At 66.3% G+C, this 26,993-nt stretch carries 28 protein-coding genes and 1 pseudogene; 18 read left to right on the forward strand and 11 right to left on the reverse strand.

The window, feature by feature from the left end; genetic code table 11:
• Positions 1-128: 128 nt before the first annotated feature.
• Positions 129-557, reverse strand: a complete 429-nt coding sequence (locus tag C8E96_RS13710) for a hypothetical protein (protein ID WP_091373124.1) — start codon at positions 555-557, stop codon at positions 129-131.
• A 1,134-nt stretch (positions 558-1,691) separates the two neighbouring features.
• Here C8E96_RS13710 and C8E96_RS33255 point away from each other — a divergent pair.
• The 3 genes from C8E96_RS33255 to C8E96_RS13720 all read left to right on the forward strand — a co-directional run bounded on the left by C8E96_RS33255 (position 1,692) and on the right by C8E96_RS13720 (position 2,945).
• Positions 1,692-1,862 (forward strand): hypothetical protein, encoded by a 171-nt coding sequence (locus C8E96_RS33255; protein ID WP_166657985.1) that lies wholly within the window; start codon positions 1,692-1,694, stop codon positions 1,860-1,862.
• 31 nt (positions 1,863-1,893) lie between these two features.
• Entirely contained in the window at positions 1,894-2,586 is a 693-nt protein-coding gene (locus tag C8E96_RS13715) for a hypothetical protein (protein WP_166657986.1), read from the forward strand.
• Between the two features lie 176 nt (positions 2,587-2,762).
• Complete coding sequence (locus C8E96_RS13720) at positions 2,763-2,945, forward strand: transposase (protein WP_091373127.1); 183 nt, start codon at positions 2,763-2,765, stop codon at positions 2,943-2,945.
• Positions 2,946-3,442: 497 nt separating this feature from the next.
• Here the strand turns inward: C8E96_RS13720 and C8E96_RS13725 are convergent, their stop codons facing one another.
• A complete protein-coding gene (locus C8E96_RS13725; protein WP_133794431.1) occupies positions 3,443-3,628 on the reverse strand; it encodes a ubiquitin-like protein Pup in 186 nt (61 codons plus the stop codon).
• Between the two features lie 16 nt (positions 3,629-3,644).
• A complete protein-coding gene (locus C8E96_RS13730; protein WP_133794433.1) occupies positions 3,645-4,130 on the reverse strand; it encodes a DUF2017 family protein in 486 nt (161 codons plus the stop codon).
• 747 nt (positions 4,131-4,877) lie between these two features.
• Here C8E96_RS13730 and istA point away from each other — a divergent pair.
• The 3 genes and pseudogenes from istA to C8E96_RS13750 all read left to right on the forward strand — a co-directional run bounded on the left by istA (position 4,878) and on the right by C8E96_RS13750 (position 7,799).
• Positions 4,878-6,118: pseudogene (gene istA, locus C8E96_RS13740) on the forward strand (IS21 family transposase).
• Complete coding sequence (gene istB / locus C8E96_RS13745; RefSeq protein ID WP_091373137.1) at positions 6,118-6,912, forward strand: IS21-like element helper ATPase IstB; 795 nt, start codon at positions 6,118-6,120, stop codon at positions 6,910-6,912. The pseudogene istA and the gene istB overlap by 1 nt, the downstream one beginning before the upstream one ends.
• A 371-nt stretch (positions 6,913-7,283) precedes the next feature.
• A complete protein-coding gene (locus C8E96_RS13750) occupies positions 7,284-7,799 on the forward strand; it encodes an NUDIX domain-containing protein (RefSeq protein WP_324187089.1) in 516 nt (171 codons plus the stop codon).
• Between the two features lie 140 nt (positions 7,800-7,939).
• Here the strand turns inward: C8E96_RS13750 and C8E96_RS34635 are convergent, their stop codons facing one another.
• The 8 genes from C8E96_RS34635 to C8E96_RS13795 form a co-directional block, all read right to left on the reverse strand.
• On the reverse strand, positions 7,940-8,374 hold the full coding sequence (locus C8E96_RS34635) for an NUDIX hydrolase (RefSeq protein WP_407642622.1): 435 nt from the start codon (positions 8,372-8,374) through the stop codon (positions 7,940-7,942).
• Positions 8,371-9,210 (reverse strand): class I SAM-dependent methyltransferase, encoded by an 840-nt coding sequence (locus C8E96_RS13760; protein ID WP_091373140.1) that lies wholly within the window; start codon positions 9,208-9,210, stop codon positions 8,371-8,373. The genes C8E96_RS34635 and C8E96_RS13760 overlap by 4 nt, the downstream gene beginning before the upstream one ends.
• Before the next feature lie 70 nt (positions 9,211-9,280).
• Entirely contained in the window at positions 9,281-10,927 is a 1,647-nt protein-coding gene (locus C8E96_RS34040; protein WP_228769796.1) for a DUF2797 domain-containing protein, read from the reverse strand.
• Positions 10,928-10,947: 20 nt separating this feature from the next.
• Entirely contained in the window at positions 10,948-12,015 is a 1,068-nt protein-coding gene (locus C8E96_RS13775; RefSeq protein ID WP_166657987.1) for a hypothetical protein, read from the reverse strand.
• Positions 12,015-12,830: a hypothetical protein gene (locus C8E96_RS13780; RefSeq protein WP_091374138.1), complete on the reverse strand. Its 816-nt coding sequence runs from the start codon at positions 12,828-12,830 to the stop codon at positions 12,015-12,017. The genes C8E96_RS13775 and C8E96_RS13780 overlap by 1 nt, the downstream gene beginning before the upstream one ends.
• On the reverse strand, positions 12,830-13,456 hold the full coding sequence (gene folE / locus C8E96_RS13785; RefSeq protein WP_091373149.1) for a GTP cyclohydrolase I: 627 nt from the start codon (positions 13,454-13,456) through the stop codon (positions 12,830-12,832). The genes C8E96_RS13780 and folE overlap by 1 nt, the downstream gene beginning before the upstream one ends.
• 231 nt (positions 13,457-13,687) lie before the next feature.
• Entirely contained in the window at positions 13,688-14,392 is a 705-nt protein-coding gene (locus C8E96_RS13790; protein WP_228769797.1) for a 7-carboxy-7-deazaguanine synthase QueE, read from the reverse strand.
• Positions 14,389-15,078: a 6-pyruvoyl trahydropterin synthase family protein gene (locus tag C8E96_RS13795; RefSeq protein ID WP_091373152.1), complete on the reverse strand. Its 690-nt coding sequence runs from the start codon at positions 15,076-15,078 to the stop codon at positions 14,389-14,391. The genes C8E96_RS13790 and C8E96_RS13795 overlap by 4 nt, the downstream gene beginning before the upstream one ends.
• A gap of 478 nt (positions 15,079-15,556) precedes the next feature.
• On the opposite strand from C8E96_RS13795, the gene C8E96_RS13800 reads away from it, so the two are divergent.
• From C8E96_RS13800 to C8E96_RS13855, 12 genes are all read left to right on the forward strand, one after another.
• A complete protein-coding gene (locus C8E96_RS13800; protein WP_228769798.1) occupies positions 15,557-16,996 on the forward strand; it encodes a helix-turn-helix domain-containing protein in 1,440 nt (479 codons plus the stop codon).
• A 14-nt stretch (positions 16,997-17,010) separates the two neighbouring features.
• Positions 17,011-17,370 carry a hypothetical protein gene (locus C8E96_RS13805; RefSeq protein ID WP_091374147.1) on the forward strand — a complete coding sequence of 120 codons (360 nt, stop codon included), beginning with the start codon at positions 17,011-17,013 and terminating at the stop codon, positions 17,368-17,370.
• Between the two features lie 79 nt (positions 17,371-17,449).
• On the forward strand, positions 17,450-18,754 hold the full coding sequence (locus tag C8E96_RS13810; protein WP_091373154.1) for a helix-turn-helix domain-containing protein: 1,305 nt from the start codon (positions 17,450-17,452) through the stop codon (positions 18,752-18,754).
• Positions 18,747-19,658: a phosphotransferase enzyme family protein gene (locus C8E96_RS13815; protein ID WP_228769799.1), complete on the forward strand. Its 912-nt coding sequence runs from the start codon at positions 18,747-18,749 to the stop codon at positions 19,656-19,658. The genes C8E96_RS13810 and C8E96_RS13815 overlap by 8 nt, the downstream gene beginning before the upstream one ends.
• A 252-nt stretch (positions 19,659-19,910) precedes the next feature.
• Positions 19,911-21,014, forward strand: coding sequence for a helix-turn-helix transcriptional regulator (locus C8E96_RS13820; RefSeq protein ID WP_228769800.1), 1,104 nt, complete (start codon positions 19,911-19,913; stop codon positions 21,012-21,014).
• Complete coding sequence (locus C8E96_RS34045) at positions 21,014-21,256, forward strand: hypothetical protein (RefSeq protein WP_228769801.1); 243 nt, start codon at positions 21,014-21,016, stop codon at positions 21,254-21,256. The genes C8E96_RS13820 and C8E96_RS34045 overlap by 1 nt, the downstream gene beginning before the upstream one ends.
• 1,352 nt (positions 21,257-22,608) lie before the next feature.
• Positions 22,609-22,827: a hypothetical protein gene (locus C8E96_RS13830; protein ID WP_091373162.1), complete on the forward strand. Its 219-nt coding sequence runs from the start codon at positions 22,609-22,611 to the stop codon at positions 22,825-22,827.
• A gap of 226 nt (positions 22,828-23,053) precedes the next feature.
• Positions 23,054-23,539 carry a hypothetical protein gene (locus C8E96_RS13835; RefSeq protein WP_228769802.1) on the forward strand — a complete coding sequence of 162 codons (486 nt, stop codon included), beginning with the start codon at positions 23,054-23,056 and terminating at the stop codon, positions 23,537-23,539.
• A gap of 6 nt (positions 23,540-23,545) precedes the next feature.
• Complete coding sequence (gene queC / locus C8E96_RS13840) at positions 23,546-24,394, forward strand: 7-cyano-7-deazaguanine synthase QueC (RefSeq protein ID WP_091373168.1); 849 nt, start codon at positions 23,546-23,548, stop codon at positions 24,392-24,394.
• An 8-nt stretch (positions 24,395-24,402) separates the two neighbouring features.
• Positions 24,403-25,455 (forward strand): glycosyltransferase family 2 protein, encoded by a 1,053-nt coding sequence (locus C8E96_RS13845; protein ID WP_228769803.1) that lies wholly within the window; start codon positions 24,403-24,405, stop codon positions 25,453-25,455.
• Entirely contained in the window at positions 25,452-26,429 is a 978-nt protein-coding gene (locus tag C8E96_RS13850; RefSeq protein WP_091373174.1) for a radical SAM protein, read from the forward strand. Before C8E96_RS13845 ends, C8E96_RS13850 begins: the two co-directional genes overlap by 4 nt.
• A complete protein-coding gene (locus tag C8E96_RS13855) occupies positions 26,426-26,992 on the forward strand; it encodes a phosphoribosyltransferase (protein WP_091373178.1) in 567 nt (188 codons plus the stop codon). The genes C8E96_RS13850 and C8E96_RS13855 overlap by 4 nt, the downstream gene beginning before the upstream one ends.
• Position 26,993 lies beyond the last annotated feature (1 nt).

Genomic DNA, 26,993 nt, shown 5'->3' on the forward strand with positions numbered 1-26,993 from the left:
GCTGGCGACCCGGATCGCATTCGGGTTCCGCAACCCCGAATCGTTGATCGTGCTAACCCTGCTCGCCTACAGCGGTCACCGACAACCCTCCCAGGCCGATGACACACCCACGGATGGGCGCCAAGAGCCTATGCCGCCAAAGTTGCGCGCGTCGCGGCGACCACGTGCTGCCAGCGCGGCAGTTCCCAGGTCGGCAGCGGCCCGATCACCCAGCGGATCGCGACACCGTCGCATTCGGCGGGCGGCAGCAGAACGCGGCCAGTGAGCGAACACGCGCTCAGGTAGGCTAGGTCCGCTCGGGTGGCCAGGGACATGGCGGTCTCCGGCTGCGTGAGGAACACCCACTGCAGAGTCCGCCCGGTTCTTGTCAGCACCGTGGGTCGAATCGCTGAGCCTGCGAACCAGGACAGTGCCTCGCCCGCTCGGCCCGCGCGGATGGACAGCGCGGCGACCTCGCCCAGTTCGAGGACCAAGCGGCCGCGGTCATCCTGGGTGATCGGCCAAGGGCAATCGGTGAGTGTCAGGTCCGGATTGTCGTACGCTGTGGTCGCGGTCATCGCGTCGGCCTTCCTATGTCGTATCACCATGGAACGCCCGCGCATAGCAGGGGTCCCGAGCACGACTGGGCCTTTGCCCTCCCACACCGCCCAGTCTGCCCGATATGCGGCTGATGAGTGGCACCACGTCGACGGCGCGTCGCCTGACCGCTGCCCCTCGACACCCTGATCTTGCTTGGACCTTCGGACATCGTGCCCGCTGATTAAGACCCAGTTACGGGTGTTCGCCCAACCTGGCGATTCAGAGACTTCCGAACAGGCTCTGAACACTCCAGGCGAGCGGCTGTGGCCTCACTATTCGACAACCGGTCCGGGGCCTCGGCAGTTGCCGCCAACCTGCGTCGCGCCCTCGTCTTGCTGGCTGGCCCCGACGTCTGGTCGCCTGCGACTACGACGGGACTGTGTCCGCGCTGGCGATCCGCACGGCTTGGTGCGACGCCACGCTTCCCAAGCACGTGCTTGTAGACCGCGTTCCCGGTCACCGCGTCGCGGTCCGGGTCGCCGCATGTCAACCTGGTGGCACTGGTCTCGGTTCGGAGCCAGGTCGGCACGGCACTGTCGGGGCGGTCCCTTCGGGCACCTATTCGCGCGATGGCGGGCAACTAGGCATCACCCCCGTTGCACGGACAAGCACAGGGACGCAACCTGGGGCTCACGGATAGGCAATTCGCCGTATGCATCTATGTCGAGATCGCTCGGCATCGTCTGGTTACTAGGTGGTGGGACGAATGACGGACTCCGCCGTAGGCGCATGTGTTTCGCAGCTCGGCACGCCGCAATGAGGATCAAATTTGTAGCGGCTGCCTGGATCGGGGTTCCGCCACGCTCTGCGTGATCGTCGACGAACCGTTGGCGCAGTCATGCCGTCTAAGTGCACCACATCATCCGATGTCGGTCTGTTCTTGCCGAAGTAATCGGCCGACCGCAAATAATTCCGTCTGATGGGGGATAACTGAAAGGCACCACAATGCGCAAGTTTCCCCCGCTTCTTGTCCTCATACTCCTGTTCGCCGCCGGGTGTGGCCCGGTTTCCGGCGGCGGTCGACTAGCCGATGACACCAATTGCGTCGAATACACATACTCCAATGTGGTACCCCCGACTGCAACCACCGTCATCGGGGTCACAGTGTGGCCGTGTCCGACTGTGAAGCCCACGACCACAGTCGCTTCAACGACTCCGCCGATAAACCCCACCTCCGTCCGGCCGACCACGACCACGACGCCCACCACGACCACGACGCTGACGCCCACCACGACCACGAATACGACCACGAACGCGACCACGGTGTACCCGAACCCGAATAACACCGGGGCGAGGGGCGTTACTGCTTACACGGTGATCTCGGGTGACTACACCGCACCAGCCGGCGCGGTCATCGACGGCAAACGCATCACCGGCCGTCTCATAGTCGGCAGCGGCGGCGCGACGATCCGCAACTCCGAGATCTATGGCGGCATCACCAACTATCCCTCACGCGGCCGGTACACGGTGACCGACTCCACGATCGGCGCACCCACCGGCTGCAATGGTGGAATCGGCTTGGCGTCGGAGAACTACACCGCAGAGCGGGTGCACGTGCGTTCATTCGGAGACGCGTTCCGGGGCAGCACAACCACCGGCGCGAGTGACATCCTCATCCGTGACTCCTACGCGCGTCTGTGCTCTGAGCCTGGATTCCACTCTGATGGCTACCAGGGCTACCAGGCGGGTACGAACATCAAACTGATCCACAACACCCTCGACCAGCGAGGCGCGCCGGACAGCACTGCTCCCATCTTTAACGCCGACGGCAGCAAGGCGCTCTGGGCCGAGAACAACCTCGTCGTTGGCGGCGGCTTCAGCTTGCGCATCTATGACGTCGCCGGGCAGAAGTCGACAGTGCGGGACAACAAGGTTGTGGACGGGTCGTGGCAGTACGGGCCGGTCAACTCCTCGTGCAACGACCAGTGGAGCGGCAACGCCATCGTCGGGATTGACAGCGACTACCGGGTGACTTCGGTAGTCCGGTCGTTAGCGTGCTCGGGGTGATCGACCGACGGGCGTCCGAACGGTAGACGACAACCACATCTGGTTTGATCGACCGGGCCCAGGCCTTGGCGCGGTCGGGGGTGATGGTGATCAGGTGTGCCAGGAGACGCTTGACCTCGCCCAGTGCCCCGCCCCGGGTTTGATGGAGACATCGAACACCCGGAGGATTCGGAGTCATGGCGGCACCACGGAAGTACCCGGACGAGTTGCGTGAGCGGGCGACTCGTCTGGCGGTTGAGGCGAGGCGGGACCCGGTGTCGGCCGGTGGGGCGATCAAGCGGATCGCCGATCAGCTCGGTGTGCACCCCGAAGCGTTGCGGACGTGGGTGAATCAGGCTGAGACCGTGCCCCACAGCTGAAGGTGCCCCCGGGCAAGACCAAGCTCGGAGCTTGGTGGCCGAGCACAAGGGCGCGTTCAGGCAAACCCTTGCCCCGCGGGTCAACTGGCTGCTCGTGCCCGGACCGCTGGACGGCTCGGCGTTCTCGCCGCCAAGTACTCCGCCGGTGGCCCGGTGGCGTGGCCACGCCACCGGGCCACCGGCCAAACTGCGCTTACCGGCATGAGCAAGGCCCTGCAGGGTACCGTCGAACTGATCGCGCTGGAGTTCGCTTATGGTGAGTCGTGCCGATCCCAAGGTGTCTGTCCGACAAACTCGAAAGGTCCACTGCCATCACGGTCCTCGAAGCGAACGTAGGCCCCCGACCACATCACGTTCACTCCAGCGCGCGAGAAATTTGCCCAGGAGGCACGGAATGTACTCTCGCTTCTCGGCAGAATGACATAGGTAGGAGGGCCGTCGCTGACGCGTTGCCTCGCCACCCACGAGCGAAGCATGACGTGGCAGTGCTGTGACGACTATTGCCCACCTTTTTGAACGTATTGCTCAACGATCACAGTATTTTCGAGAATCGAATCGATGTCCTCAATGAGCGCGTCGAGTTCGTCTTCCTTCTCCGCGCGAGAGGCTGCGCCCGCTTCGCTCGCCAGCTCCAGCTCGGATTCGTCGTCGTCTCGTTGATGATGTGCTTGGTGCTGCGACATGAACACTCCTCCGCTGTTATTGCCACGACTGAGAACCGTTGTTCGGACCGTTGGGAATCAGCGGCATTTCGCCCGCATTCACGAGGGATTCAACAATGCCCGAGAGCCAGGTCTGCAGCTTGGCTTGCGCGTCGACACCGGCAGTTGAGGCCGAAGTGTTCGACAAACCAGCAAGTCGTGCCGCGACGGCGACACGAAGGTCTTGTAGAGTCCAGACCCATGTCATGCGACTCATATCGCCGTAAACTTCGATGACACCTCCGCGTGCGGGCAGAGCATCAAGTAACACCGTAATCGATTGCCGCGCCCGATGTAGTCGAAGATCAAGGTTGCCTTCTGCGTTGTTCGCAAACACGGCCATGAGAACAGGGTCGTCATAACATCCAGACAACCCCCTGTCGACACGATGCCGATAGTCGGTTAAGTGTTTTCGCAACCAGCGGATCTGTCGAGGACTAAGTATTCCGATAATAGTGTCGCCGCAACGATCCCAGCCGATCATCCGATTTCGGGCTCCTTACACGTGAACCGAGTCCGCGACAACTTTGCCCAAATATAGCGAGCAGAATCCACTCTGCCAGCGACACGCGCGGATTGGCATACAGCCTGCGCAAGTCTGCCCAAACAGGCCGAGAAACCTGGTCAGTTAGTTCAGCTGGACATCCCCTTATTGACAAAGCCAGAAGGGCTCTGTGCGTCCGAGCGGAGGCCGCAGCCTGCGACCGGGCCTGCCAGTTCGCTGGCGCCTGCCGGCGTGCCCGCCGCTGCCATCGGCTGCACGGGTCTCACCGTCGGCGGCATCCTGCTGGTCCTCGCTTCCCAGGGCGCCTGCTCACTGCCTGCCGCCTGCACGCGCTCCGCACAGCCCGTTGGCTGCCCGGTGATGATCTCGACCGAGGCTGCGCCTGTCGTGAACCAAATCCCCGGCCCGGTGCACGTACCTCGACGAATCCATATCTGGTGCGACCTGAAGGGAAACGCCATGTCCTGGTGTGCGTGGCCGATCCGCCGGCATCTTCCGCTGCTGTGAGACGTCCCGTTGGCATTGGCCCCGAGCGCGGCAGTTGCTCGAGCGGTGTTGCTTGAGGGCGCTCGGGTCGTGGTCGAACGGCCGGGCCGACGTTTGGGACTGCGGTCGGTGGGCCACGGTTTGGGTTTGCCCCGCTGGTCGGGCGTCGGCGGTGTCGGCGACGCGTGAAAACTGACCCCCTGGCGACGGGTGAAATCTGACCCCCGTTGACAGTAGGGAGTGCTCAACGTGGAGGACTGGGCGGAGATCCGCCGTCTTCATCGGGCTGAGGGGATGCCGATCAAGGCCATCGTCCGGCAGCTCGGTGTCAGCCGTAACACCGTTCGTCGGGCGTTGGCCGCGGAAGGCCCGCCGCGGTATCAGCGTCCGGCCCGTGGGTCGATCGTGGATGCGGTCGAGCCGCAGATCCGGCAGTTGTTGGCGCAGTGGCCGACGATGCCGACCACGGTGATAGCCGAGCGGATCGGCTGGACCAGGTCGTTGACGGTGTTGAAGACCGGGTGCGGGAGTTGCGGCCGTTGTTCGCGCCGCCGGACCCGGCCAGCCGGATGGACTATCAGCCCGGTGAGCTGGCGCAGTGCGATCTGTGGTTCCCGCCGGTGGACGTGCCGTTGGGGTTTGGGCAGGTCGGGCGGCCGCCGGTGCTGGTGATCGTGTCGGGCTATTCGCGGGTGATCACCGCGATGATGATCCCGTCGCGGCAATCACCGGACCTGCTGGCCGGGCACTGGGCGTTGCTCGACGGGTGGGGCCGTGTCCCGAGGGCGCTGGTCTGGGACAACGAGTCCGCGGTCGGGCAGTGGCGTGGAGGGAAACCGGTGCTCACCGAGACGATGAACGCCTTCCGCGGAACTCTGGGCATCAAGGTCGTCCAGTGCCGACCGGCCGATCCGGAATCGAAGGGCCTGGTCGAGCGGGTCAACGGCTACTTCGAGACCTCGTTCCTGCCCGGCCGCAGCTTCACCTCACCGACCGACTTCAACGCTCAGTTGGCCGAGTGGCTGGCGACGCGCGCCAACCAGCGCCAGCACCGCAGGCTGGGCTGCCGCCCGGCCGATCGGTGGGACGCCGACCGGGCCGCGATGCTCGAACTGCCGCCGGTCGCCCCAGTCGTGGGTTGGCGGGCGACGACCCGCCTGCCGCGTGATCACTACGTTCGGGTGGACTCCAACGACTACTCGGTGCATCCGGCCGCGGTCGGCCGCCGGGTCGAGATCGTCGCGGGCCTCGATCAGGTCATGGTGACTCTGGAGGGCGCCGAGATCGCCCGCCATCAACGGTGCTGGGCAGATCATCAGAGCATCACCGATCCCGCCCATGCCGCCGCGGCGGCCCAGTTGCGGCAGGCCCGCCGCTTGGTCGCGGTCCCGGCGATCGACACCGATGTCGAGCACCGAGCCCTGACTGATTACGACCGCATGTTCGGCCTGGCCGACAGCGCGAACGAGGAGATCGCCTGATGGCCACCAAGACCAGCACCAATAGCCGCAACGTTTCCAGCGAGATCGCCTATCTCACCCGCGCGTTGAAGGCGCCGTCGCTGGCCGCCGCGGTCGAGCGCTTGGCCGAACGAGCCCGCGCCGAATCATGGTCGCATGAGGAGTTCTTGGCGGCCTGCCTGCAGCGCGAGGTCGCCGCGCGGGAATCACACGGCGGCGAGGGCCGCATCCGCGGCGCACGTTTCCCGTCGCGGAAGTCGTTGGAGGACTTCGACTTCGACCACCAACGCTCCCTCAAACGGGAGTCGATCACCCACCTCGGAACGTTGGACTTCATCGCCGCCAAGGAGAACGTGGTGTTCCTCGGCCCACCCGGCACCGGCAAGACCCACCTGTCCATCGGGCTCGGCATCCGAGCCTGCCAGGCCGGGCACCGGGTCGCGTTCGCCACCGCCGCAGAATGGGTCGCCCGCCTCGCCGAGGCCCACCACGCCGGTCGGCTGCAGGCCGAACTGGTCAAACTCGGCCGGATCCCGCTGATCATCGTCGACGAGGTCGGCTACATCCCGTTCGAGGCCGAGGCCGCGAACCTGTTCTTCCAACTCGTCTCATCCCGCTACGAACGAGCCAGCGTGATCGTCACCTCGAACAAGCCCTTCGGGCGCTGGGGCGAGGTCTTCGGCGACGACGTTGTCGCCGCCGCGATGATCGACCGCCTCGTCCACCACGCCGAGGTCATCTCCATGAAGGGAGACAGCTACCGACTCAAAGACCGCGACCTCGGCCGCGTCCCAGCAGCCAAAACCAACGACTAACTAGATCAACAATCAACCAGGGGGTCAGATTTCAACCGACCACCGGGGGTTCAGATTCGACCGTCGTTGACAGAACTGGACTGTGCTCGCCGGAGCGCGCGTCGAGAAGGCAGCACGGTCCTCTCGGCACAGCCCCGAGGTAGTCAACTGCGAAGGTGCTATGCCAACAAGCACGTCCGGACGATGCCGCTGAGGCATCGCCTGGCCTGACCTGCACGAAAGCGTGCACTCGTCGCTGACGGGTTCCACCATTCGGGGTATGGCAGCCCTCGGATGCTCGCGATGATCATCGTCGAAAGCTGTGACACGAAACCGCGTCGCCCTCTCTGCAATGTCAGGGCTAGCCACGACGTCGGCATAGGCTGGGTCAGGTGATTGACCAGTTGACCGTGGAAGCGGCGGTCGCCGATGCGCACCTTGCTGCGATGGAGTTCGACGACGCCCAGGCGTGGCTGCGCGCCCATCAGACGCTGATGGAGCCGCTCGCGGCCGAGGTCTGGGTCACTGACCCGACGTACAGCTACGTCCTGCTCGTGCGGCACCGCGTTCGTGGATGGGTACCGCCTGGCGGCAAGGTCGAGCCGGGTGAAACGCCGCGGTCCGCCGCGGCCCGTGAACTCGCGGAGGAGGCGGGCGTAGCGGGCGAGCTGCTGCCTGTGCCGGCCGCAGTGGCAGTCCGCTCCTTCCGTGCCGACTGGGCCTCGACGCTGAGCCTGTCTTACGGGGCTGTCGTCGGCCGTGATGTGCCGCTCGGCGGAGAGACTGGGCAGCCGTCGAGGTGGGTTGACCTGGACGAGACGTGGGAGAGCGTGTTCCCCGAGGACCGCGACCGTATCCGCCGGTACGTGCGCCGATTGGCAGCAGGCAACGTAGTGCGAGCGCACTGAGGCCCGTTGCCGGTTCACGGTCAGAGGACCTTGTCGATCAGATTCAGGATGTCGTCGGGCAGCGTCACCAGTTTGGAACTCGTGAAGGAATCGAACCCACACCGGCTCCAAGCCTGGTTTTGCGGTGAACTGCTCCTCGCTCAGCTGCCTTCCGGCATAGGCCGCGGTGCGGTGCGCATATTGCTGGAGCTGATCGTGGTGCAGCCAGCGGGGGCACGCACCTCTTGGGCCGAAGGTCGGATCGGTCCGGACGTCTGGGCCCGATAGATCCACCACTGATGGCCCACGCGGTCGCTGGTCGGCCGACGGCAGTGGTTGGGCCGCCACGCGGTCAGCAGCAGGTGAAGGGAGGTGACGGTCAGGCCGACTTCCTCGGCAACCTCAACGTGGGCGGCTTGCTCGGGCCCTCCGTGTTGGTCGAGGTGACCGGCGACTGGTGCGATCCCCGCCGGGGGCCTCGCCCGTTCAAAGACCAGCAGCCCCTCCGGAGAGGAGATGAGCACACCAACGGCCGCGTGGTCGCAGTACTTTGTCCCGCTGCCGCGGCTACTGGCCGGCGGCGGCGAGGCGGTCAACGTAATTCCATGGGTCGCTGCGCGACCACGACGAGCCAGCTCGTCACGGTGGGGGTGTCGGGCGTGGTCAGCGAGTACGCCTTGTCGAGGATGTCCATTCGCTGAGCGTGCGTGAAGTCCCCGTCGGGGCGAGCGAAGACCGGAATCGACAGCCACGCCTTCTTCTCGGCCATCGTGCTGTGCTGGGCGACGACCTCGGTGTCGAGCACGGTCAGCCCGGCGGCCGACAGGTGCTCGGCGATCGTGTCCAGCGGCAGCTTGGGAACTGCCTCGGCGGCTGGAGGCGGGGCGTAGCCGTAGTCACGGGCGGCGACCTGATGAATCAAGGTGTTCAGCGATGGTCCGGTGCGCTTGCTGGTGTCGTCGGGGTGGCGGACGCCGGCGAAGCCTCCGCCTACGTTGAACACGAACCGGCCGTTGGGTCGTAGGACCTGGCGGACGGCGGCGAACACTTGTGGCACGTCGGTCTTCCAGATCGCGGAGTTGCACACCACGGCATCCGCCGCGCCGGGAACGTGGTCGGCCAGGTCTTCGGCTGGGGCGGTGACCCAGGTCAGGCGCGGGTCGGCCTGGGTGCGTCGGCCAACGCGCTGCATGGCAGCGGCGTTGTCCAGGGAGACGACTTGGGCGTCGATCGGGACGAGTTCGAGGATTGCCTCTGCGGTCGCGCCGGCTCCGCCGCACAGGTCGACCACCAGGCGGCCGTCGGTGAACTCAGCGCGGCGGGCAAGGTCTCGGCTGGTGGCCGCGTACATGGGGAAGTCGCGGGTGAATGCGGCGTACGCCTCGGCGGTGGTGTCCTCGTCCCAGCCGAGAACGGCGTCCAGGGGAGTCATCGTGGGTACCTCGCTTCACTGTTGCCGGGGCCGTCGACGAAACAGACGATCACGCGCCAGGCGGGAACGATCAAAAGAGAGAGCTCTGGACTGCGGCGGTGGGCGATGTGAAGGGGCCGACGGTGATGCGGCGTCCTTTGAGGGCGCCGAGGTCGAGCACGTAGCCCACCTGGTCGTCACCAGGCAGGATGGCCAGCACCTGGGTGCCGACGCACGAGACGATGGTGAAGCCGTGCTCGCCCTCGCGCAGGTCGTGTGGATAGAGCACCCGAACGCCGTCAGTGACGCGCATGCGGTCGCCTTCGGCGGGAGGCGTCCATTTCTCCAGCATCGCCGAGGTGTCCATGACGGCGAGCGCGTCCGCGGCGCGGGTGACGTGGTGGTCGTGGGTCGCACTCGCGGCGGTCAAGTCGGTCAGGTTGGCCAATGCCTTGAGCTTGGTCGTGGCCCGGACGGTCTGGGGCACGTGCAGAGTGCGGGTGAGAGCGTCCTCGAGGTGGCGCACGGCGCGACCGTCCGGGCTCTCGGCCAGGTACGTGGCGAACAGGGCGCCCTGTTCGTCGAGGCGGGACCGCTTGCGCGGCTCAGCCGCGGTGCCGACCTTGGTGGCGCCATCGGCGAAGGTGGCCAGGTACAACAGGTGCGGCTTTTCCATGTACCGGCGCAGGGCCTCGGGGGCGCGGCCGTCCTGGTGGAACTGGTGGGCGAAGCGGAACTCGTCCTGGCGGAAGCACCGGGCGCACTGGCCGCTCTGCCCGGCAGGGGCGCGGTCGAGGCAGGCGACTGCTTCGACGCGCACGGTGTCGACAAACTGGTATCGGCCGGTGCACCACCGGCCGGTACCGATCGCGAACCCGAGCTGCTGGTGCATGATCTCGGTGTAGACCAGCGACCCGTCAGGCAGCGGCGCAAGCAGCAGCCGGGGGTCTCCGGTCGCCCACGTGACGCCGTGGCACACGTACTCGCCGTCGGTCGGTCGGGTCACTGGCATTTGGTGCAGTCCTCGTGGTGAGTCGGGGGGATCAGAGGGTGAGCTGGAGGCGGTCGGCGAGGGCTGCGGCTGCGGTTTGTAGACCGCGTCGCGGTCGATGTGGGTGACGTTCATGGACAGCCATCCGCCGCGCTGCTCATGTTCTTGCAGCTTCGCGAGTACGAGGTCCTGGTAGCGGATGAAGTCCTCGTCGTCGCCGCCGGAGTGACCGGTTTCCAGGGAGCTGAACTCGCCTTTGCGGGCAAGTGCCGCGCGGGCGTCGATGCGGAGGAAGAACACCAGGTCGGGTTCGGTGAGGTGGGCGAAGACCTGCTCGGCGAGGCTGGTGGAGACGTCGGGGTTGATGGCGTAGCGGGCGAGGATCTTGTGGTGGGCGTTGTCGAGGACCACGTGGGTTCCGGCGGCGAGCGCGGGTTGGATCACGATTTTGTCCTGGAGGGTGTACCAGGCGGCCAGTGCCAGCAGCCAGTAGTGGTCGCCGCACGCCTGGGCAACGCGTGCGTCGCGGCGGTAGACCAGTGCGTTGAGCTGATCGACGTAGGCGGACAGCTCCGGGTCCATGGGAACGTCGGTGCTGTGCTTGCCGATCAGGACCGCCTTTTGGCCGGCGTCATTGAGGGCCTGATGCAGGCGAGTGGCGAGGGTGGACTTACCCGCGCCGTCGATGCCGACGACCGTGATTTCACGCCCGCGTGCAGGGTTGAAAAGCGGTGCTGCGTTCGTCATGTGGTTTTCCTTCAAGGGTTTCAGATCGGCCGGGCGGCCAGGCGGTCGGCGATGATGTCGCGGATCTGTCCGATCAGGACTGTGCGCCGTTGGACGACGTCGCGGTGACGCTCGTTGGACAAATCGGCGGGGTAATGGCGGGCGAGATTGTTGGAAATGACGTGCAGGTAGCCGAAACCGATTCCCGCGCGGTGCGCGGCTGCCCCCATGGGGCCGATCTCCGGATCGACGAAGGCGTGGCCGGCGTGCTCGGTCAGCCAGTCCCGGTTCTCCAGCAGGATCGAGGGCGAGGTGACGTGGATGCCGGTGTGCACGCCAGGTTGGGCGGTGGCGAAGTCACCGAAGAAGTCGGGCCACGTGACGAGACGTCCGCCTACGAGGCTGGTGTTTCCGGTGGCGAGTCGCGTGTTGGGTTCGATGTCGGGGTTCAGGGCGCCGACTTTGCCGACGTAGACGACGTCGCGGGCGCCGAGCTCGGCCAGGCGTGTGACGACCCGTCCGGCGACGTCGCCCCAGATGCTGTGCAGGAAACCGAGGTAGACCACCCGGCGTCCGTGGACTTGGGTGCGTTGCCAGGCGTAGCCGTGTCCGTAGGTCCACGTGCCGTCCGGTGGGGCGAGGTGGGCCAGGCCCCAGCCGACGATCACGAGGTCGCCGTCGAGGTCGAGGTCGAGTTGCTTCACTGCCTCACGGGATACCGCGGGGTCAGGCAGGTCGTAGGTGACAGTGTCGGCTGCCTTGCCGGTCATGAATAGGTACGTGGCGATGATCAGCGCGTAGTGGTGGACGTAGTCGGCGCCCGGGAACGCCTTGATGACGAGGTCTCGGCCGTTGACCTGGGCGGTGGGGCGCTCGGAGTTGAACAGCTTGCCGTTCTTCTCGTGGGCGGAGATCACCGCTTGGCGGTCGTAGCCGCCGACGACGTGGACGCTGTCCCAGTCATGGTCCTGGATGAGGTGGTGCACCTTGATCTGGAGGTAGCGCAGAAGGCGGTCCGGGGCCATCGTGTGCCCGTCCACAGAGATGGGCGACGTGCGCGACGCCGTGCCGGGGCCTGTTGTCAGGACCGCGTTGGTAAGGACGTTCATCAGGCGGCCTCCGGGATCCGGACGCTGCTGCCCGCCGCCTCGCGGACGACGGCGATGTTGCGTCGGATCAAGTCGAACCGCTCTTCGGGGATCCGGCCCAGCTCCTCGATTCGAGGGGTCGGAGGCTTCTCGTAGGGGCCATCGGGCAGCATCGCGATGCCCATCGCGCCGAGGATGACCGGCGCGGCGCCGTCGACCGAAGCGATCCATTCGTGCTCGCGCTGTTCGGCGAGTTCCAGGTGCCCGGTGCGGCCGAGGCCGAGCAGCCGATAGACGATGCTGTCCTCGACCATGCCGTGCTCTTCCAGGTACTGGGTGGCCGCCCAGCGGGTGCGGCAGAGCTGGTCTTCGGGCGCGGGACGCCGGGACGCAGGCAGCGCGATCGCTCCGACGTAATCGCTGGAAGCGAAGTAGTCGTAGCAGCGCAACCATTCCTGATCGTCTGCCGCGTGCAGCACCACGCACAGGCGGAACTCGTCGCTCAGTTCGAGGATCTCGCGGGCGGCTTCGTCGCTGGACTTGATGGTGGCGAGCCCGTCGCGCATGACGTCCGGGAGGATGATCTCGCGGGCGTCGACTATGCGGGCTGCCGCGATCAGGTCGGCGGCCGGCAGGGCATGGCCCAGCTCGAAGACTCCGTTGTCGACGATGATCTCCGCGCCCCGCTCGGCCTCGCGGTGGAAGAAGGTGCGGTAGGCGGCGTCGGTCAGCACACGTTGGGCTGCCACGTGGTGGACGCCGGCGGGCTCCTGTGCGACGAAGGCGTCCAGGTAGTCGGGCGGCGCGATCGCGGAGAAGGCGATGCTCTTGGTCATCAGGCGGCCCTCCACCTGTCGGTGGCGAGGGTGAGGAATTGTTGGGAGAGCACAGGATCGCTCTCGAATCGACCACCGGCCAGCACTGTGGTGGTACGAGCTGCCTCCATCCGCACACCTCGCGCACTCATGCACAGGTGCGTGCCGCGGACCGCGACGGCCACGCCGTTGCTGCCGAGCACGACGGCGATCTCGTCCGCTACCTGCCGGGTGAAGCGCTCCTGCACCTGAAGGCGGCCCGCGTACTGCTGTGCGATGCGGCCGAACTTCGACAGGCCCATCACCTCGCCGTCCGGTACGTAGCCGACTGCGACGTCCAGGTTCATGGGCAGCAGGTGATGCTCACACAGTGACCAGACGCTCATGCCACCGATCACGACCAACTGGCCGCTCAGGTGTTGCTCGGTGAAGCAGGTCGGTGTGGCCGATGGCTGTGGGGAGAGGAAACTGCGCCACCATGCGGCGACTCTGGCCGGCGTGTCCGACAGGCCCTCCCGTCCGGGGTCCTCGCCGATCGCGGCCAGAAGTTGGCCGACAAGATCGGCGACGCGCTCGGTGTCGACCAGGCCAGGCGACGCCAGGTCCTGGCTTTCGCTGGGTGCCGGTCTGTCGAGGGTGTCGGTCACGGATTCGCCTCGTTTCCGGGTTTGACAAATGAGTGAAGGACGTCAGTAGCGGCGGCTGGTACAGCCCCGGCGCCCAGGTTCTGGACAACCTGCCAGCGCAGCGACGGCGGCCGCGCGCATCAGGGTGGTCTTGGTCAGGTCCGCGGAACCCGTGCCCCGAAGGGACATCACCGAGGTTGTCGTGCTGGCGCTGGGAAACGCCTGACCCAGTGCTCGGTCTGGGAATTGGTGTCACCGCGCTCCGGTCAGGATGTGCAGGCGGGTGGAGACGTTCCACCCGCGATCAGTGGCCGGGCCGTAGAGCGCGTCCATGCCGGCCAGAACCTTCTCCTGGGTGGTGCCTTCCGGCATCACCCACACCGGAGCCAGCCGGTGCTCCTCGACGAGCTGGGCGATCTCGTCGAGGTCGCGGTCGGGTTCGGTGACCACGAACTTGAACACCGCGCGGTCTGTCGCAACCAACGTCGAGAGGGCATCGGCCTTGATTCGGCTGGAGTAGGTCATGCCGGAGTTCGCGAGTTTCGGACTCACCACCCAGAGGTCGACCAAGGAGGCAAGTTCCGGTGTGGGCGCAATCGTGCCGTTGGTTTCAACCTGCACCCGAACGTTCGTCAGGCCGCTGGCGAGGGCGGTCATGGCGGGCTGCTGCAACATCGGCTCCCCGCCGGTGATCACCATCATGTCCACGCCGCGCTCACGCACCCACGACACCAGCTCGGTGACGGGGACTCTGTCGCTGACCTCGGCCGGGTTGAACCTGTTCCAGTCCCAGCTCTCTGGGGTGTCGCAGTAGCCGCACCGGAGGTTGCACCGGGAGAACCGGACGAACACGCAGCGCTGCCCGGTCCACGGGCCTTCGCCCTGGAACGACTCGAACTTTTCCGTGAGAATCGCGGAACCCTCTACACGTCCGGGAGGCAAAGGCGGGGTGCTCACGAAGCGTCGCCTCGTTCCCACAGGCCGGTGGTGGTACCCGAGTCGACCCGTAAGGACACGAGTCGACCGCGGATCTCCGGCTCGACGTTGTCGATGAACCAGCCAGCCAGGTGAGCGACCAGTGCAGGGCCAGCAGCACGTAACCCCGCGTCGGCGTCAGGCGCCTGAAGGTACGTCCCGAACGGCTTCAGGTCGCCGAAATCGGTGATGAATCCAACCTCGTTGAGTCCGTCCGCCATCAGAACCAGCGTGACGTCGCCGTGGCTGGTCTTGAAGGTCTTCGAGATCGTGACCTCGCTGGTGACGCCGTCACAGCGTGCTGACGTGGCCGCAGTCTCCGACACCAACATCTCGACCAGCGTGATCGGCATTGCCGATTCCATGTTGTCCCGGAACCACTCGGCAAGGTGCGCAGCGAGAAGCTCGCTCGTCGGGTGGAAGGTGACCTGCTCATTGAGCAACCGGTGGTCGAACGTCGCGGCCAGATAGTCCCCGAGAGGCGACAGGTCTCCGGGGGCGTCATCGTGCACGAGCGCCGAGGCGGTCACCGTGTAGTTGTGGCCGTGGTTGCGGTGACACTTGTGACCGGCCGGTAACTGCCTCAGCTCGTGGCTGGCGCTGAAGCCGAACGACTGCGAGATGGTGATCTGGCCGTCCGCCACGCACTTCTCCTCGGTGGCCTTCATGTAGCCCTTCTTCCTCGGTCATGCCGAACGGCACTTGGGCGATGTGCGCTGGCGGCGGAGCTGTCCTTGCCGGGCCGGACGACGCAGCGGCCAGGAAATGGCCGAGCCCTCAATGCGGTGCATCGAGCGTGCTCACCAGCACGTCCGCGTGAAACGGGGACTCCCCATCGACGGGGAGGGTGGTCTGGCCATCGGACATCCACAGCCGCACGTTCTGGTGAAAGCACTACTAGTCACGCGGGCTGCCGTTGGAGATAGAAGCCCGCTCAGACCGCAGCGCCCTCAGTCAACTTCCAATGATCAACGGCTGCCAGAGCGACGACGCGGCGGCAATGAGGCGGCAACGAGGCGTCACTGTCTCTGACCTGCAGAAACGCCTTTTGTGTGGCGGTAGTCCGAACGGGTACTGCTCGACGAGCGGGTGATCAGACTTGACCGGTAGCTGGCTATCGTGGCACTGGGCCGACGGAGCGAGGTGATGTTCATGGGCGACAGGCGAGAGGCGTTCGCAGCGCGGCGTGAGCTGATGGGCTACACCCAAGAAAGCCTCGCCGCAGCCGTCGGTGTGGAGTTTTCCACCGTCGGCCGCTGGGAACGCGGTGATTTGACCCCCCAGCCGTACCGCAGGCCACGTATCGCGAAGGCGCTGGGGATCAGCCTCGAAGAGCTGGGCACGTTGCTCACGTCGGCGCCATCCCGGCAGGCGACTGCTCCGCCCTCGGCCGCCGCACCAGCCCGAGCGGCGAATGCTGGCGCAGGAGGCCCGCTCGACACGCAGCCCACCGCGCACGGTGGTGCTCAAGTCCGTCTCGAAGCCGCAGCGCCACGAACGGGTGGCAGGCTGTTCGGAAGGGAGGCCGTCCCTGTCCAGCCCGACCTCGCGGAGACAGACGACATGAACCGTCGAGACCTACTGCGCCTGTTCACCATGAGTGGTGCCCTGCTGGCGTTGCCTGCGGTCGAACCGGTCCTCGACGACGTGGACAGGCTTGCCGCGGTGGCTCGAACCGGCGCGGTGGATTCTGCGGCGACAGCCGAATTCACCCAGCTCAACAGCCACCTGTGGCGGGTCTACGCACTCGCACCGACCAAGAGCCAGGTACTTCCCCTCGTCCGCGCGCAGCTCGACGTCCTGTCGATGGGCCTGCGTCACCCACAGAACTCGGCCATCCGGCAGCGGCTCTGCGAGTTGTCCGCCGACCTCTTCCAGTTGGCGGGTGAGATCTTCTTCGACGGTGACCGCTACACCGACGCCGCCCACTGCTACACCCTGGCCGCGGCAGCCAGCAAGGAAGCCGATGCCCCGGACCTCTGGTCGTGCGCGCTGACCAGGCACGCTTTCATCGCCGTGTACGAGCGTCAGTTCGATGATGCCGCTCCGCTACTCGCACTGGCCGCCAACCTGGCCCGCCGAGGCGATCCCGCCCTCTCGACCCGGCAATGGATCGCAGCCGTGCAGGCAGAAACCTTCGCCGGTCTTGGCGACTTGGACGCCTGCCAGCGCGCACTCGACATGGCAGCCGAGGTCCAGCACCTTCAGGCGCCGGTCCACAACGGTGGCTGGCTCCGATTCGACGGCTCCCGTCTGGCCGAGGAACGCGGTACCTGCTATGTCAACCTCGGCCGCTACGACCTTGCCGAAGCAGCCCTGACCGACGCGCTGGCTGGCGACCTGACCGCTCGCCGGAAGGCCGGTGTTCTCACCGACCTGGCGATGATCGGAGTGCATCGGCGCGATCCTGACCAAGTCGCGACTTACGCCGACGCCGCCCTGGCCACCGCTCGCCAGACGGGCTCCGGAGTCATCGCGCGCAAACTGCGCGGCCTACAACCACACCTGACCCCTTTGCTCACCGACCAGCAGATCCAGCGACTCGACGCCGAGATCACCGAACTCGTCGGCAACCGCGCCGCGTGATGGAGGACGACAGAATGCAGAACGACCGTGGCCGCGTGTTCCGCGAGGCGTGGATCGCCGGAGTCACCAAGCACTACCCCGGCGAGCCCAAGCCCGGCTACATCACCCCGTGGGACGAGACCCCAGGCTGGGAACGCGATGCGGCGTCCGCCGTGTACGACCAGGTCCTCGCCTTCATCAAGGCCACCGACGGCGCCTCCGCCAAGCTCACCCCGGATCAGAAAGGCCGCTTCGTCGCGCTGTGCTGGATCGGCCAGATCTACAAGCACTTCCCGGACCCGAAGCCGTCCTACGTAGCGGACTGGGAAGCATTGCCGGACTGGCAGAAGGCGACGGATATCGACATTTTCGAGCGCATCGAACAAGACGTCTAAAGGTGCGGGCATAGCAGAACAGCCAGCGAGCTCTAGTTCAGCGGCGCTGGCGCGTGACCAGGCGGAGTGAGGTTACGGCGTGGGCACCAGGCGTGAAGCGTTAGCAACTCGACGTGAGGCGGTGGGCTTCACCCAGGAGGGCCTCGCCGATGCTGTCGGCGTGGAGTTCTCCACCGTCGGACGGTGGGAGCGCGGCGTCTTGACCCCCCAACCCTGGCGCAGGCCCCGAATCGCGAAGGCCCTTGCTGTCTCCCTCGATGAGTTGGACGTGTTGCTCGGGCAGGTCCCGGACGAGGCCCAGCCAAACTTGAGCACCGGACCAGGCGCCCGTGGCCGAGCCATAGAGTCCTCGCTGGCGCTGCGCTCGTCTGCTTCGGTCATGCCCGCATACGACCCGACCGTGCACATCGACATGGGAGCGAATCCCGCCGAGTTTCTCGAGCCGCTGACCTTGCACGTGCAACCTCCACGGCGCATCGGACGGGCCGAGGTCGATCAGATCAAGCTCATGACGGGCACGCTCGCCGCCAGCGAGAACCTCTACGGCGGCGGCATGGCGGGTGAGGCGGGGCTCGCGCACCTGCGATGGGCTGGCCGCCTGCTGAGCGCACAGGCCAGCACAGCCGTTGAAGCGGGCATGTTCGAGGCGGTCGGGAACTTGGCGGGAGTCGTCGCGTTCTCAGCTTTCGATGTCGGTAACCATGACACCGCTGCGCGATGCTTCCGTTTCGGCCTGTGGTGCGCCGAGCAGGGCGCCTCGTGGGAACTGCGTGCGGCGACCCTCGCCGACATGGCACGGCAAGCCATATACCTGGGTAACCTGGATGAGGCTCTGTCGTTGATCGAGTTCGCCCAGGTTCGAGCCGACCGGCTCACCGCCACCGCCAGGGCCATGATCGGTGTTGTCCGTGCTCGGTTGCTGGCGTTGCTGGGCCGCCATGACGAAGCACGAGCCGACATAGACCGAGCCGACATGCACTTCGCCCAGCGGCAAGCGCCGACTGACCCACCCTGGCTGGTCTACTACGATGAGGCCGAACATGCGGGCAGCAGCGCACGAGCCCTTACTCCGCTCGCTGTGGCGAGCAAGCGGCCAGGCGATGCCGCCGAACGCCTCGCAACCGCGATCCGACTGCACAGCGATGACTATCCGCGCTCACGGACATTCTCCAAGACCCGCTTGGCTACTTTGCACATGACGATTGGTGACCCACGAGAAGCCGTCGACATCGGGCTGCAGGCCATCGCTGACGCCGCGACGTTGCACTCTCGGCGGATGGACGAGGAACTCTCGAAGCTGATGCGGGCGTGTGAAGTTCACCGGTCGATCTCAGACGTGGCCGAACTTTCGCACTTCGTAGCATCGGCTATGAGCAATGTCTGAAGTGGACATGGATCCGGTTCTGTGCGGAGATCCGCGTAAGGTGCTCGAGGCCGCTGGCAGGAAAGCAGGTGTGCCGACCGCGGAAGCCACGCTAATCCGTGACGGCGCGAACGTGCTTTACCAGTTGAACGACGAAGTCGTCGCTCGCGTCGGCCCTTCGGGATCAGAACGTGTCGCAGCCCGTCAGGTCCGGGCCTCGCATTGGCTGTTCCAGGCTGGGATCCCCGTCGTGCGTGCTCTCGCCGCCATCGACCAGCCCACGGTGGTCGGGGATCGGCCCGTCACATGGTGGGTACGGCTGCCCGAACATCGCCACGCCACGCCTGCCGAACTAGGCGAAGTTCTGGCACGACTTCACGCCCTGGACGTACCGGAATCGCCCTCTTTCCCCATTGTCGACCCCTTCGGGGGCATACTCGATTCAATTGAGGGTGGAACTGCTCTGGCCGAGAAGGACCGTGTTTGGCTTCGAGATCTCGCCGAACGGCTGAGCAATGAGTACACGGCATTGGCCTCCCTAGGGCTGCCCAAGTGCGTCATTCACGGCGACGCCTGGCAGGGCAACGTTGTAGTGCCGACTGATGGAGGTGCACCCGTGTTGCTGGACCTCGACCACATCGGAGTCGGACCTCGCGAGTGGGACCTAGTCTCCCTGGCTGTTGACTACACCGACTTCGACAGGATCTCCGAGCCGGACTACCAGGCTTTCGTGCGCACATACGGCGGCTATGACATGACCACCTGGCCCGGCTACCGAACATTGGCCACGGCCCGAGAACTGCGTTGGACAGCATTCGTCCTCGGCAAAGCCAACACCGGCCAGAAGGCAGCGGAAGAGGCGCGACATCGAGTTGCCTGCTTGCGAGGCGAGATCAATCGGCCTTGGTCATGGTCGGCATTCTGAACCCGAGCAACAAATCAAGGTCACCATGCCACCGGAACAGGGTCCGGCCAGGCCTAACGGCCTCGGGGACAAGCACCCGGCGATTGTCTTTATCCCGGTCTTCATGGTTGAACCTGTGCGGGTTCAGCCCGTCCGGGTGATGTGATCCGGCTCTGATCTGCATGGATCGTATGCTCACTATGGTGACAATCCGACTTGGGGGTGGCGGAAATGGCAGGCCGGCGAGAGCGGCTGGCGGGGAGGCGTGAAGCGTTGGGCTTCACCCAGGAATCGTTCGCCCGCAAGATCGGCGTCGAACTGTCCACGGTCGGTCGATGGGAACGTGGAACGCAGGATCCTCAGCCGTGGATGCGCCCGAAGATCGCGAAGGCGCTGGAGGTGTCTGCCGATGAGCTCGCCGCACTTCTGTCCGGGGACACGTCGCCGTCCGCAGGTACACGTGAAGCCACGGATGCGTTCGGTCCCGAGATCGCCGAGTATGTACGGCGAAGTCAGGAGGAGTGGCTTCGGGTGCGCCGAGCAGCCGGAGTGCGAGGGCGCGAACTGGCGGAGCTGGCCGCGTGGCTGTACCCGGCCAGCGAACGGGCACCCGGCGGCCATGTGTTGACTGGTCCGGACTGGCTGTTGGACAGGCCCGTGGAGCTGGACTCGGTGCGTCTGAGCTTCTCCGAAGCCAAGCACCCGGTATTGAGGCTTGAGCCGGTGGACCACGTGTTGCCACTAACCGCTCGCGGCGAGCGCTACGCCGGCTACAGCCGGGCCGTGCGCGACCTCGTGCGGCCTCGATTGCTGGAGAACCGACTCAGCTACCGGCTGTTGGAGGTATCCCAGCGCGATGGATTGGCGCTGATGTTCGGGACCACGACGTTCTTCGAAGTTTTCGACATCAAGGAGTGCCTCGCCCACGAGTTCAAGGCAGCCTGGTTGGCGTCAGGTGGGTCAGTGCCGGACTGGGGTGCACTGCCTTTGCGTTCGGCGATCGATGATCCGTTCGATCCCACCCGGCTGTTGATGTCGCCTGGCATCAGCACCTTGACCATCCGCAAGGACCGGCGGGGCGAGCACCGGTTCATGATGCACCAGCGCGATGGCCGCGCGGTGGCCGACGGGGGTGGCATGTGCACCGTCATGCCCTCCGGGGAGTTTCAGCTTTTTCGCTCGCCGCGGTCGACATGCACAATGACTTCTCGTTGTGGCGCAACATCATGCGCGAGTACTCCGAGGAATTTCTCGGTAACCCCGAACACGACGGCGCTGGAGCTGGATCCATCGACTACGCCGAGCAGGAGCCGTTCCGCTCCTTCGAGCGGGCTCGCGCCGACGGCCGGTTTCGGCTTTGGCACTACGGCTTGGTGATGGACGCCCTCACCCTGGGGGCGAGCCAGCGCACCGTCGCCGTGGTCGACGACGAGGTCTTCGACCGGCTGTTCACAGGCTTGGTGGCGACCAACGACGAAGGCCGCGTCGTCGGCGAGGGTGGTCGCACGGACATGCCCTTCACCGGCGAGGCGATTGACCGACTCGAACCCCGCCTATCGGCTAGCTCCTTGACCTTGCTACGACTGGCGTGGCGGGATCGACATCACCTTCTCGGCTGACGAGTTGTGCGACAAAGCCTGCGTTTACCGCCTGGCGAGGGCATCCGCGCGGCGGGGTCGCTTACAGGACGATGGCTGCGGAGACGTCAGACGACGGGCAGTGGTACGAAGTTCTCGGCGTGAACCATGCCGATGCTCGTGCCCGCAACCCTGCGAGCGACTCGGCGATCGACCCAAACTGTTCGGCTCCTAGTTGCGAGGCGCCAAGGCGCCTTGCTCGATGTGTCAAGGTGTCGGCGATGTCGATGACGTGTGCGCAGGCACAGGTCCGTTGAGGGTCAAGCCATTGTAGATATCGTCGGTGTAGACCCGTCACCTGTCACCAGGGTGCGGCCTCAATCCGAGATCAACCGGTGAGGCATGGACCGGCCCACGCAGCGAACGCGGCCATGGCGAGGTGGTCCCGGAATCCAGTGCCCAACCTGCGGCCGTCGAGGACGGCGGACGACCGATCCGGCAACATGCCTGCGGGGGTCGGGGGAACGGGAAGTCGGGCGGCCTACTCTGGCTCGCTCGGAACTGCTGCTCGGTCATGTCCCGTTTTGCGGCCAGCTCCCAGAGTATTGCGTGGTTTCACCCATTTGACACAACGGTCCTCGATCGGGGATTTCGGCAGGTCATCACCCGCGCCGCCCCGTCGACGCCCCATCGCCGCCACCCGCGCGCTCTGGTTTGCGTCGCCTGCCGGACGTTTAGCTGTGTTGGCGGGGTTCGCAGCGGCTTCACCAGCACCGTTGCCGCCGGAACATCCACCCGCCCGGTTCTACCGGCCACAACTAGACGCTCGACGCTATGGGAGTAGCAGAGATTCGGGAAACAGGAAATCGGGACTCGCTGAATATCGGAGTAGATGATGACACTCTCCCAGCGATTCGCGGAACCTCTGGTTTCGCGATGCCCACAATCAAAGCTCGCTGTGCCGTGTTTTCTCGTGCAGCCGGTGTGGGTACGGAGTGGGACCACCGCACGAGGCGGTGACGCACGATGAATGCCCGCGGACCTTGGGCGGTGACGTGCCGCGACGCCGCCGGCCGCCCTCGGTGCCTGACGGTGCTCGTGCGCGGCTCGGAAGTGGTGGTAGTGGCGCCCGCAGGCGAGGCAGCCGCACTCAACGCCGCCGAGGCCGAACAGTTCCGCTCCGTCTTCACCCAGGCCAAGGAGGTGGCCGCCACCCGTGCCCCCGGTGGGTCTGGCACCTCGGAGAAGACCGGCGCAGTGAGCACGGTGAAGCAGTACGGCGACGGCGATCCCCGAGCCGTCGCAGGGCCCCCTGCTTCACCGTCATGTCGCGGCGGAACCACCACCCCCGCAAGTGGTTCCGCCGCGATTCCCGCCCTTCAAGGGGGGCTCGCATGATCTCGCTCGCCCCGGTGATCACCGCGATCGCCGCCGTTGTGTTCGTCAGTTGCCTACTGTGCCGCGCCTTCCGTCAACGGCAACCGTCCAAAGTGGCCTCCGGCGGCAGGCATTGCCGCGAGCCGAAGCAGCGGCCATCGCCGGTGCTGCTGTACGCGCTGACGACCGTCGGAACGCACGGGTTGGGCTTCGTCCGAGAAAACGAACCCGCGTGAAGCCGCTCGCCTGCGCACCGATGCGCGTGCTGCGGGCTCTGTCCTGGCTGCAAGGGTTCGGAGCGGCACCCGACATTCCTCTGACTCGCGAATTATCCCACGCCGGTCTTCGGCAGCGCGCGGTCCGTGCGGCCGTACGTACCGCCTCACGATCCCGGCGGGGCCGGGGTTTGCCTTGAGGCACCTCGGCTCCGCCGCACCACCCTCTGCACGAAGGAGCCTTTCCATGACGACGACAACATCACCCGTTAACCGGCGGCAGCGTGACGACGCCAGTTCGAACGTGCTCTCGCGGGACTACAACCAGCTGCTGCGCTGGCCGACAGCCATCGACCCAGAAACTAGCGAGGTCCGGCTGCGGCTGGGGACCACTATCGACGCGCTGGTTATGCGAGCTGGCTTCGGCGGCGAGGTTAACCACCAGCTCGTCCAAGCAATGCTGCGCGGGCCGATCATTGTCGTGCCGGGCACCAAGGTGGTCGACTGGGTCTTCCTGACACAACCGCGCACGCCGATGCGCCAGTCGACCATCGCCGACCTCGTGGCCGCTCGGGTCGGGTGGTACAACGTGGGCAGCACCATCGCCCTGCCAGCCTTCGGCGCGACCGAAGGCGACCTGTACTGGTTGCAGCGGCCCGAAACCGATGTGGAACTCCCGGCGTGGGGTTCCGTGGTGGGCGCGATTCGGCGAACGTTCAGGTTGACGTGGTAGCCGGTCATGAGGATCGACCGTCCCGAGCACCGCCATCCTGACCACACCGTCGTCATCGCCTCCGGAGGGCTGGACTCCACAGTGCTGGCCTACTGGCTGGCTGCCCGCCAGAGCCGCCTGACGCTGGTGTCGTTCGACTACGGGCAGCGGAACCGCGTCGAACTCGACCACGCCGCCGAGATTGCGCGGTTGCTGGACAGCCCGCATCGGACCATCGACTTGACCAACCTGGGCGCAATGCTGACCGGTTCGGCATTGACCGACGCGTCGGTGGCGGTGCCCGACGGGCACTACACCGTCGAGTCGATGGCCGCCGCGGTAGTGCCCAACCACAACGCGATCATGCTCTACATCGCGGTCGAGGTCGCCATCGCGGTGGGCGCGGACGCGGTCGCCTTCGGTGCGCGTGCCGGGAACTACGCGATCTACCCCGACTGCAGGCCGGAGTTCGGGCAGCGGTTCGCCCGCAGCGTGCAGACGGCCAACGAGGGTTTGCTGGTGCCCGGGTTCCAAGTGCTCGCTCCGTTCCTGACGCTGACCAAGACCGACATCGTGCGCGTCGGCGAAGCGCTGGCGGTGCCGTTCGCCCGAACGTGGTCCTGTCACCTGGGCCATGAGCTGCACTGCGGCACGTGCGAGTGGTGCACCGAACGCCAGGAAGCCTTCCGCGACAACGGGCTCACGGACCCCACGTTGTACCGGGGCCGCGTAGAAGGGGAGTTGACGGTTATGGACAAGAAGCCTGCCGTCTCCGGGCCTGAGCGGGGCGGTCTATCTTCTGGTCACAGCTCACGCGTGTCGAGCGGCGAGCGTGGTGTGGGGACGAGCGTGCTGTCCGGGTGGGTCTGGCTATGACCCCCCGTGTGCCCCTTCCCTCCCCGCTGCCGTTGCGGGAGGAGTTGCTGCGGCACGGCAACAACCACGGCTCTAGCACCCACGCCTGGGAGGCCCTCGCCGATGGAATCGGCTGGCACCAGCCCACCCCGTCGGACTGCTGGCTGGCGTCTTCGCGAGACGTCTCGGTAGTTATTCCCGCCCACCAGGTCGGCTACTGCCTGCCCACCGTGCTCAACGCCTTGGACGCCCAGCACCACCAGTACGTGTTCGAGGTCATCGTCGTTGACGACGCCAGCACCGACGACACCGCCCGAGTGGCCGCCGGGCACCGGGTGGTCGACCGGCTGGTGCGGCTGCCGCAGCGGATGGGCGCCGCCACCGCCCGCAATGTCGGCACCGCACTTGCACAAGGTCAAACGGTGCTCTACCTCGACGGCGACATGGTGATCCCTCCCCACGTGATCACCGACGTCGCCGCCCGCGCCACCGACACCAGTGTGCTGGTCGGGTTCCGCCACAACTTGCGCTACGAGGTGCACGCGCAGGAGCCAGCCATCCTAGGGCGCATCCCGAACCTCGCGGCCGACCACCGGGTCGTGTGGCGACCACCGCCGAACACCACGCTGCCTTACAGCGGGATCACGCTGCCCGAGCCGCTCGACGGCCGACCGCTCGACGACACCCGCGATTTCATCGACCTCGGGTATGGACAGTCCTACTACGACTGGGATCTGCCCCGCATGGTCGTCACCGCCCTGGTCGCCGTACCGCGCGCCGCCGTGCTGGACGTCGGCGGCTTCGACGCCGACTTCGGCCGCCTGGGATGGGGCATGGAGGACACCTACCTCGGAGCGTGCCTGATCGCCGCCGGGCTGCTGGTCATCCCTCTGCGCCAAGCCGTCGGGTTCCACCTTGACCCATCCGATGCCGCGGAGCAGGCGCAGCACAAGCTCGCCGGCTGGCCGCGCACGCTGACCCGCTACCGCGACCTGCTGGAGCTGCCCGCGCCGCGAGGCCGCGCCCACGCCTTCATCGCATCCATGTCCGAGCTGCTCACCAATTGCGAGGGACGCCCATGACCACGACAACCGCAACCACCGGCCGCGCTTCGGCGCGCCGGGTGGTCGGTTGCGGCACGCGCGGCGGGACCGGTGTCGTCTACGACCCGCTCACCGGCCTGACCCACCGAACCGGCCAACCGGTCCTCACTGGGCGCACCGCCCTGGCCCACGAGGGCATCACCGCTCTGCCCGAAGTTCCGCCCGACGAGCTGGGCGACGGGACGCCGGTCAGCGTGTGCTGGTCGCCCATCGTGCGCTGCAACCTGGCCTGCCCGCAGTGCCTGGACGACAAATCCGGCCCGGAACTCGGCCGCGGCGAGCGCGCCGAGGTCGCGGCCAGGATCGCTACTTCCGGTGTACTCGGTGTGGACGTCTCCGGTGGCGAACCGCTGCTCATCCGCGAACTGCCCACCCTGCTCGACGTGCTGGTGGATGGCGGCTGCGCGGTCAGCGTCACCACGAATGGCACCCACCTACCCCGCCGCGCTGAAGCCCTCGGCTCCAGGGTGGACGCGATCCGAGTCAGTCTCGACGGGCCGGACCCGCAACGGCACGACCGCTGGCGCGGCGAGGGGAGCTTCGCCAAGGCCGTCTCCGGCATCCGTGCCGCCCTCGCCTACGGCATCCCCACCCAGATCCAGACCGTGCTCATGCGCTCCACCGCCACCGGACTACCCGCGCTGGTCGAGCTGGCTGACCGGCTCGGCGTCCACGGCGTGACCGTCCTGCAGTACCTACCAATCGGCGCCGGTGCCAAGCTCGACGCCGCCGAACGAGTGCCCGACGACAAGGCCCGCGACCTGATCGCCGCGCTCGTCCCGACCCCGGTCCCGGTGCGGTTGCGCACCCGCGCCGACGCCGCCGGGTTCACCGTCGTGCGGGCCGACGGACAGGTCTGGCCGAACACCGCCACCACCACCGCAATCGCCGCCCTGCATCCCCTGGCCTTCACCGACAGCCTGGCTCCTACCGGACGGGACTACTCGGCATGAACCACCACACCGCACAGCGCGTATTCGAGCACCAACGCATCTGGCGCGTCACCCCCGACGCTCTCAGCGAAGCGTGCCTCCTGTTGTTCGCCGCCATCAACGACGACCACCCGCAGGTCGACCACATCATCGGCGTCGCCAATGGAGGAATCGCCCCCGCTCGCGTGCTGGCCGGTCGCCTCGGCGTGAAAGCCCGCACGCTGCAGGCCCGCCACTACGCCGACGACCGTCTCTACCGGGAAGGCACCGGCAACGTCACCGTCGAATTCGATGCCTTCCGCCGTACCCTTGGTCGTCGCAAGCTCGACGGCACGATCCTGCTCGTCGACGACATCTGCGGCAGCGGCGCCACCTTGCACAAACTCGGCAATGTGCTCGCCCCCGTCCTCGGTCCACACGCCCGGCTGATCACCGCGACGCTGTGCCTCAACACCGGCGCAAAGACTCGACCTGACTACTCGGTGTGGACCGTCTCGGACTGGGTCAGCTTTCCCTGGGAGAAGCGGCCCGACCAACCGATCACCAACTTGCTGATCCCCGAGCAGGTGATCTGCCATGTCTGAT

It is taken from the genome of Actinokineospora alba (genome assembly GCF_004362515.1).
GTDB classification, from domain to species: domain Bacteria; phylum Actinomycetota; class Actinomycetes; order Mycobacteriales; family Pseudonocardiaceae; genus Actinokineospora; species Actinokineospora alba.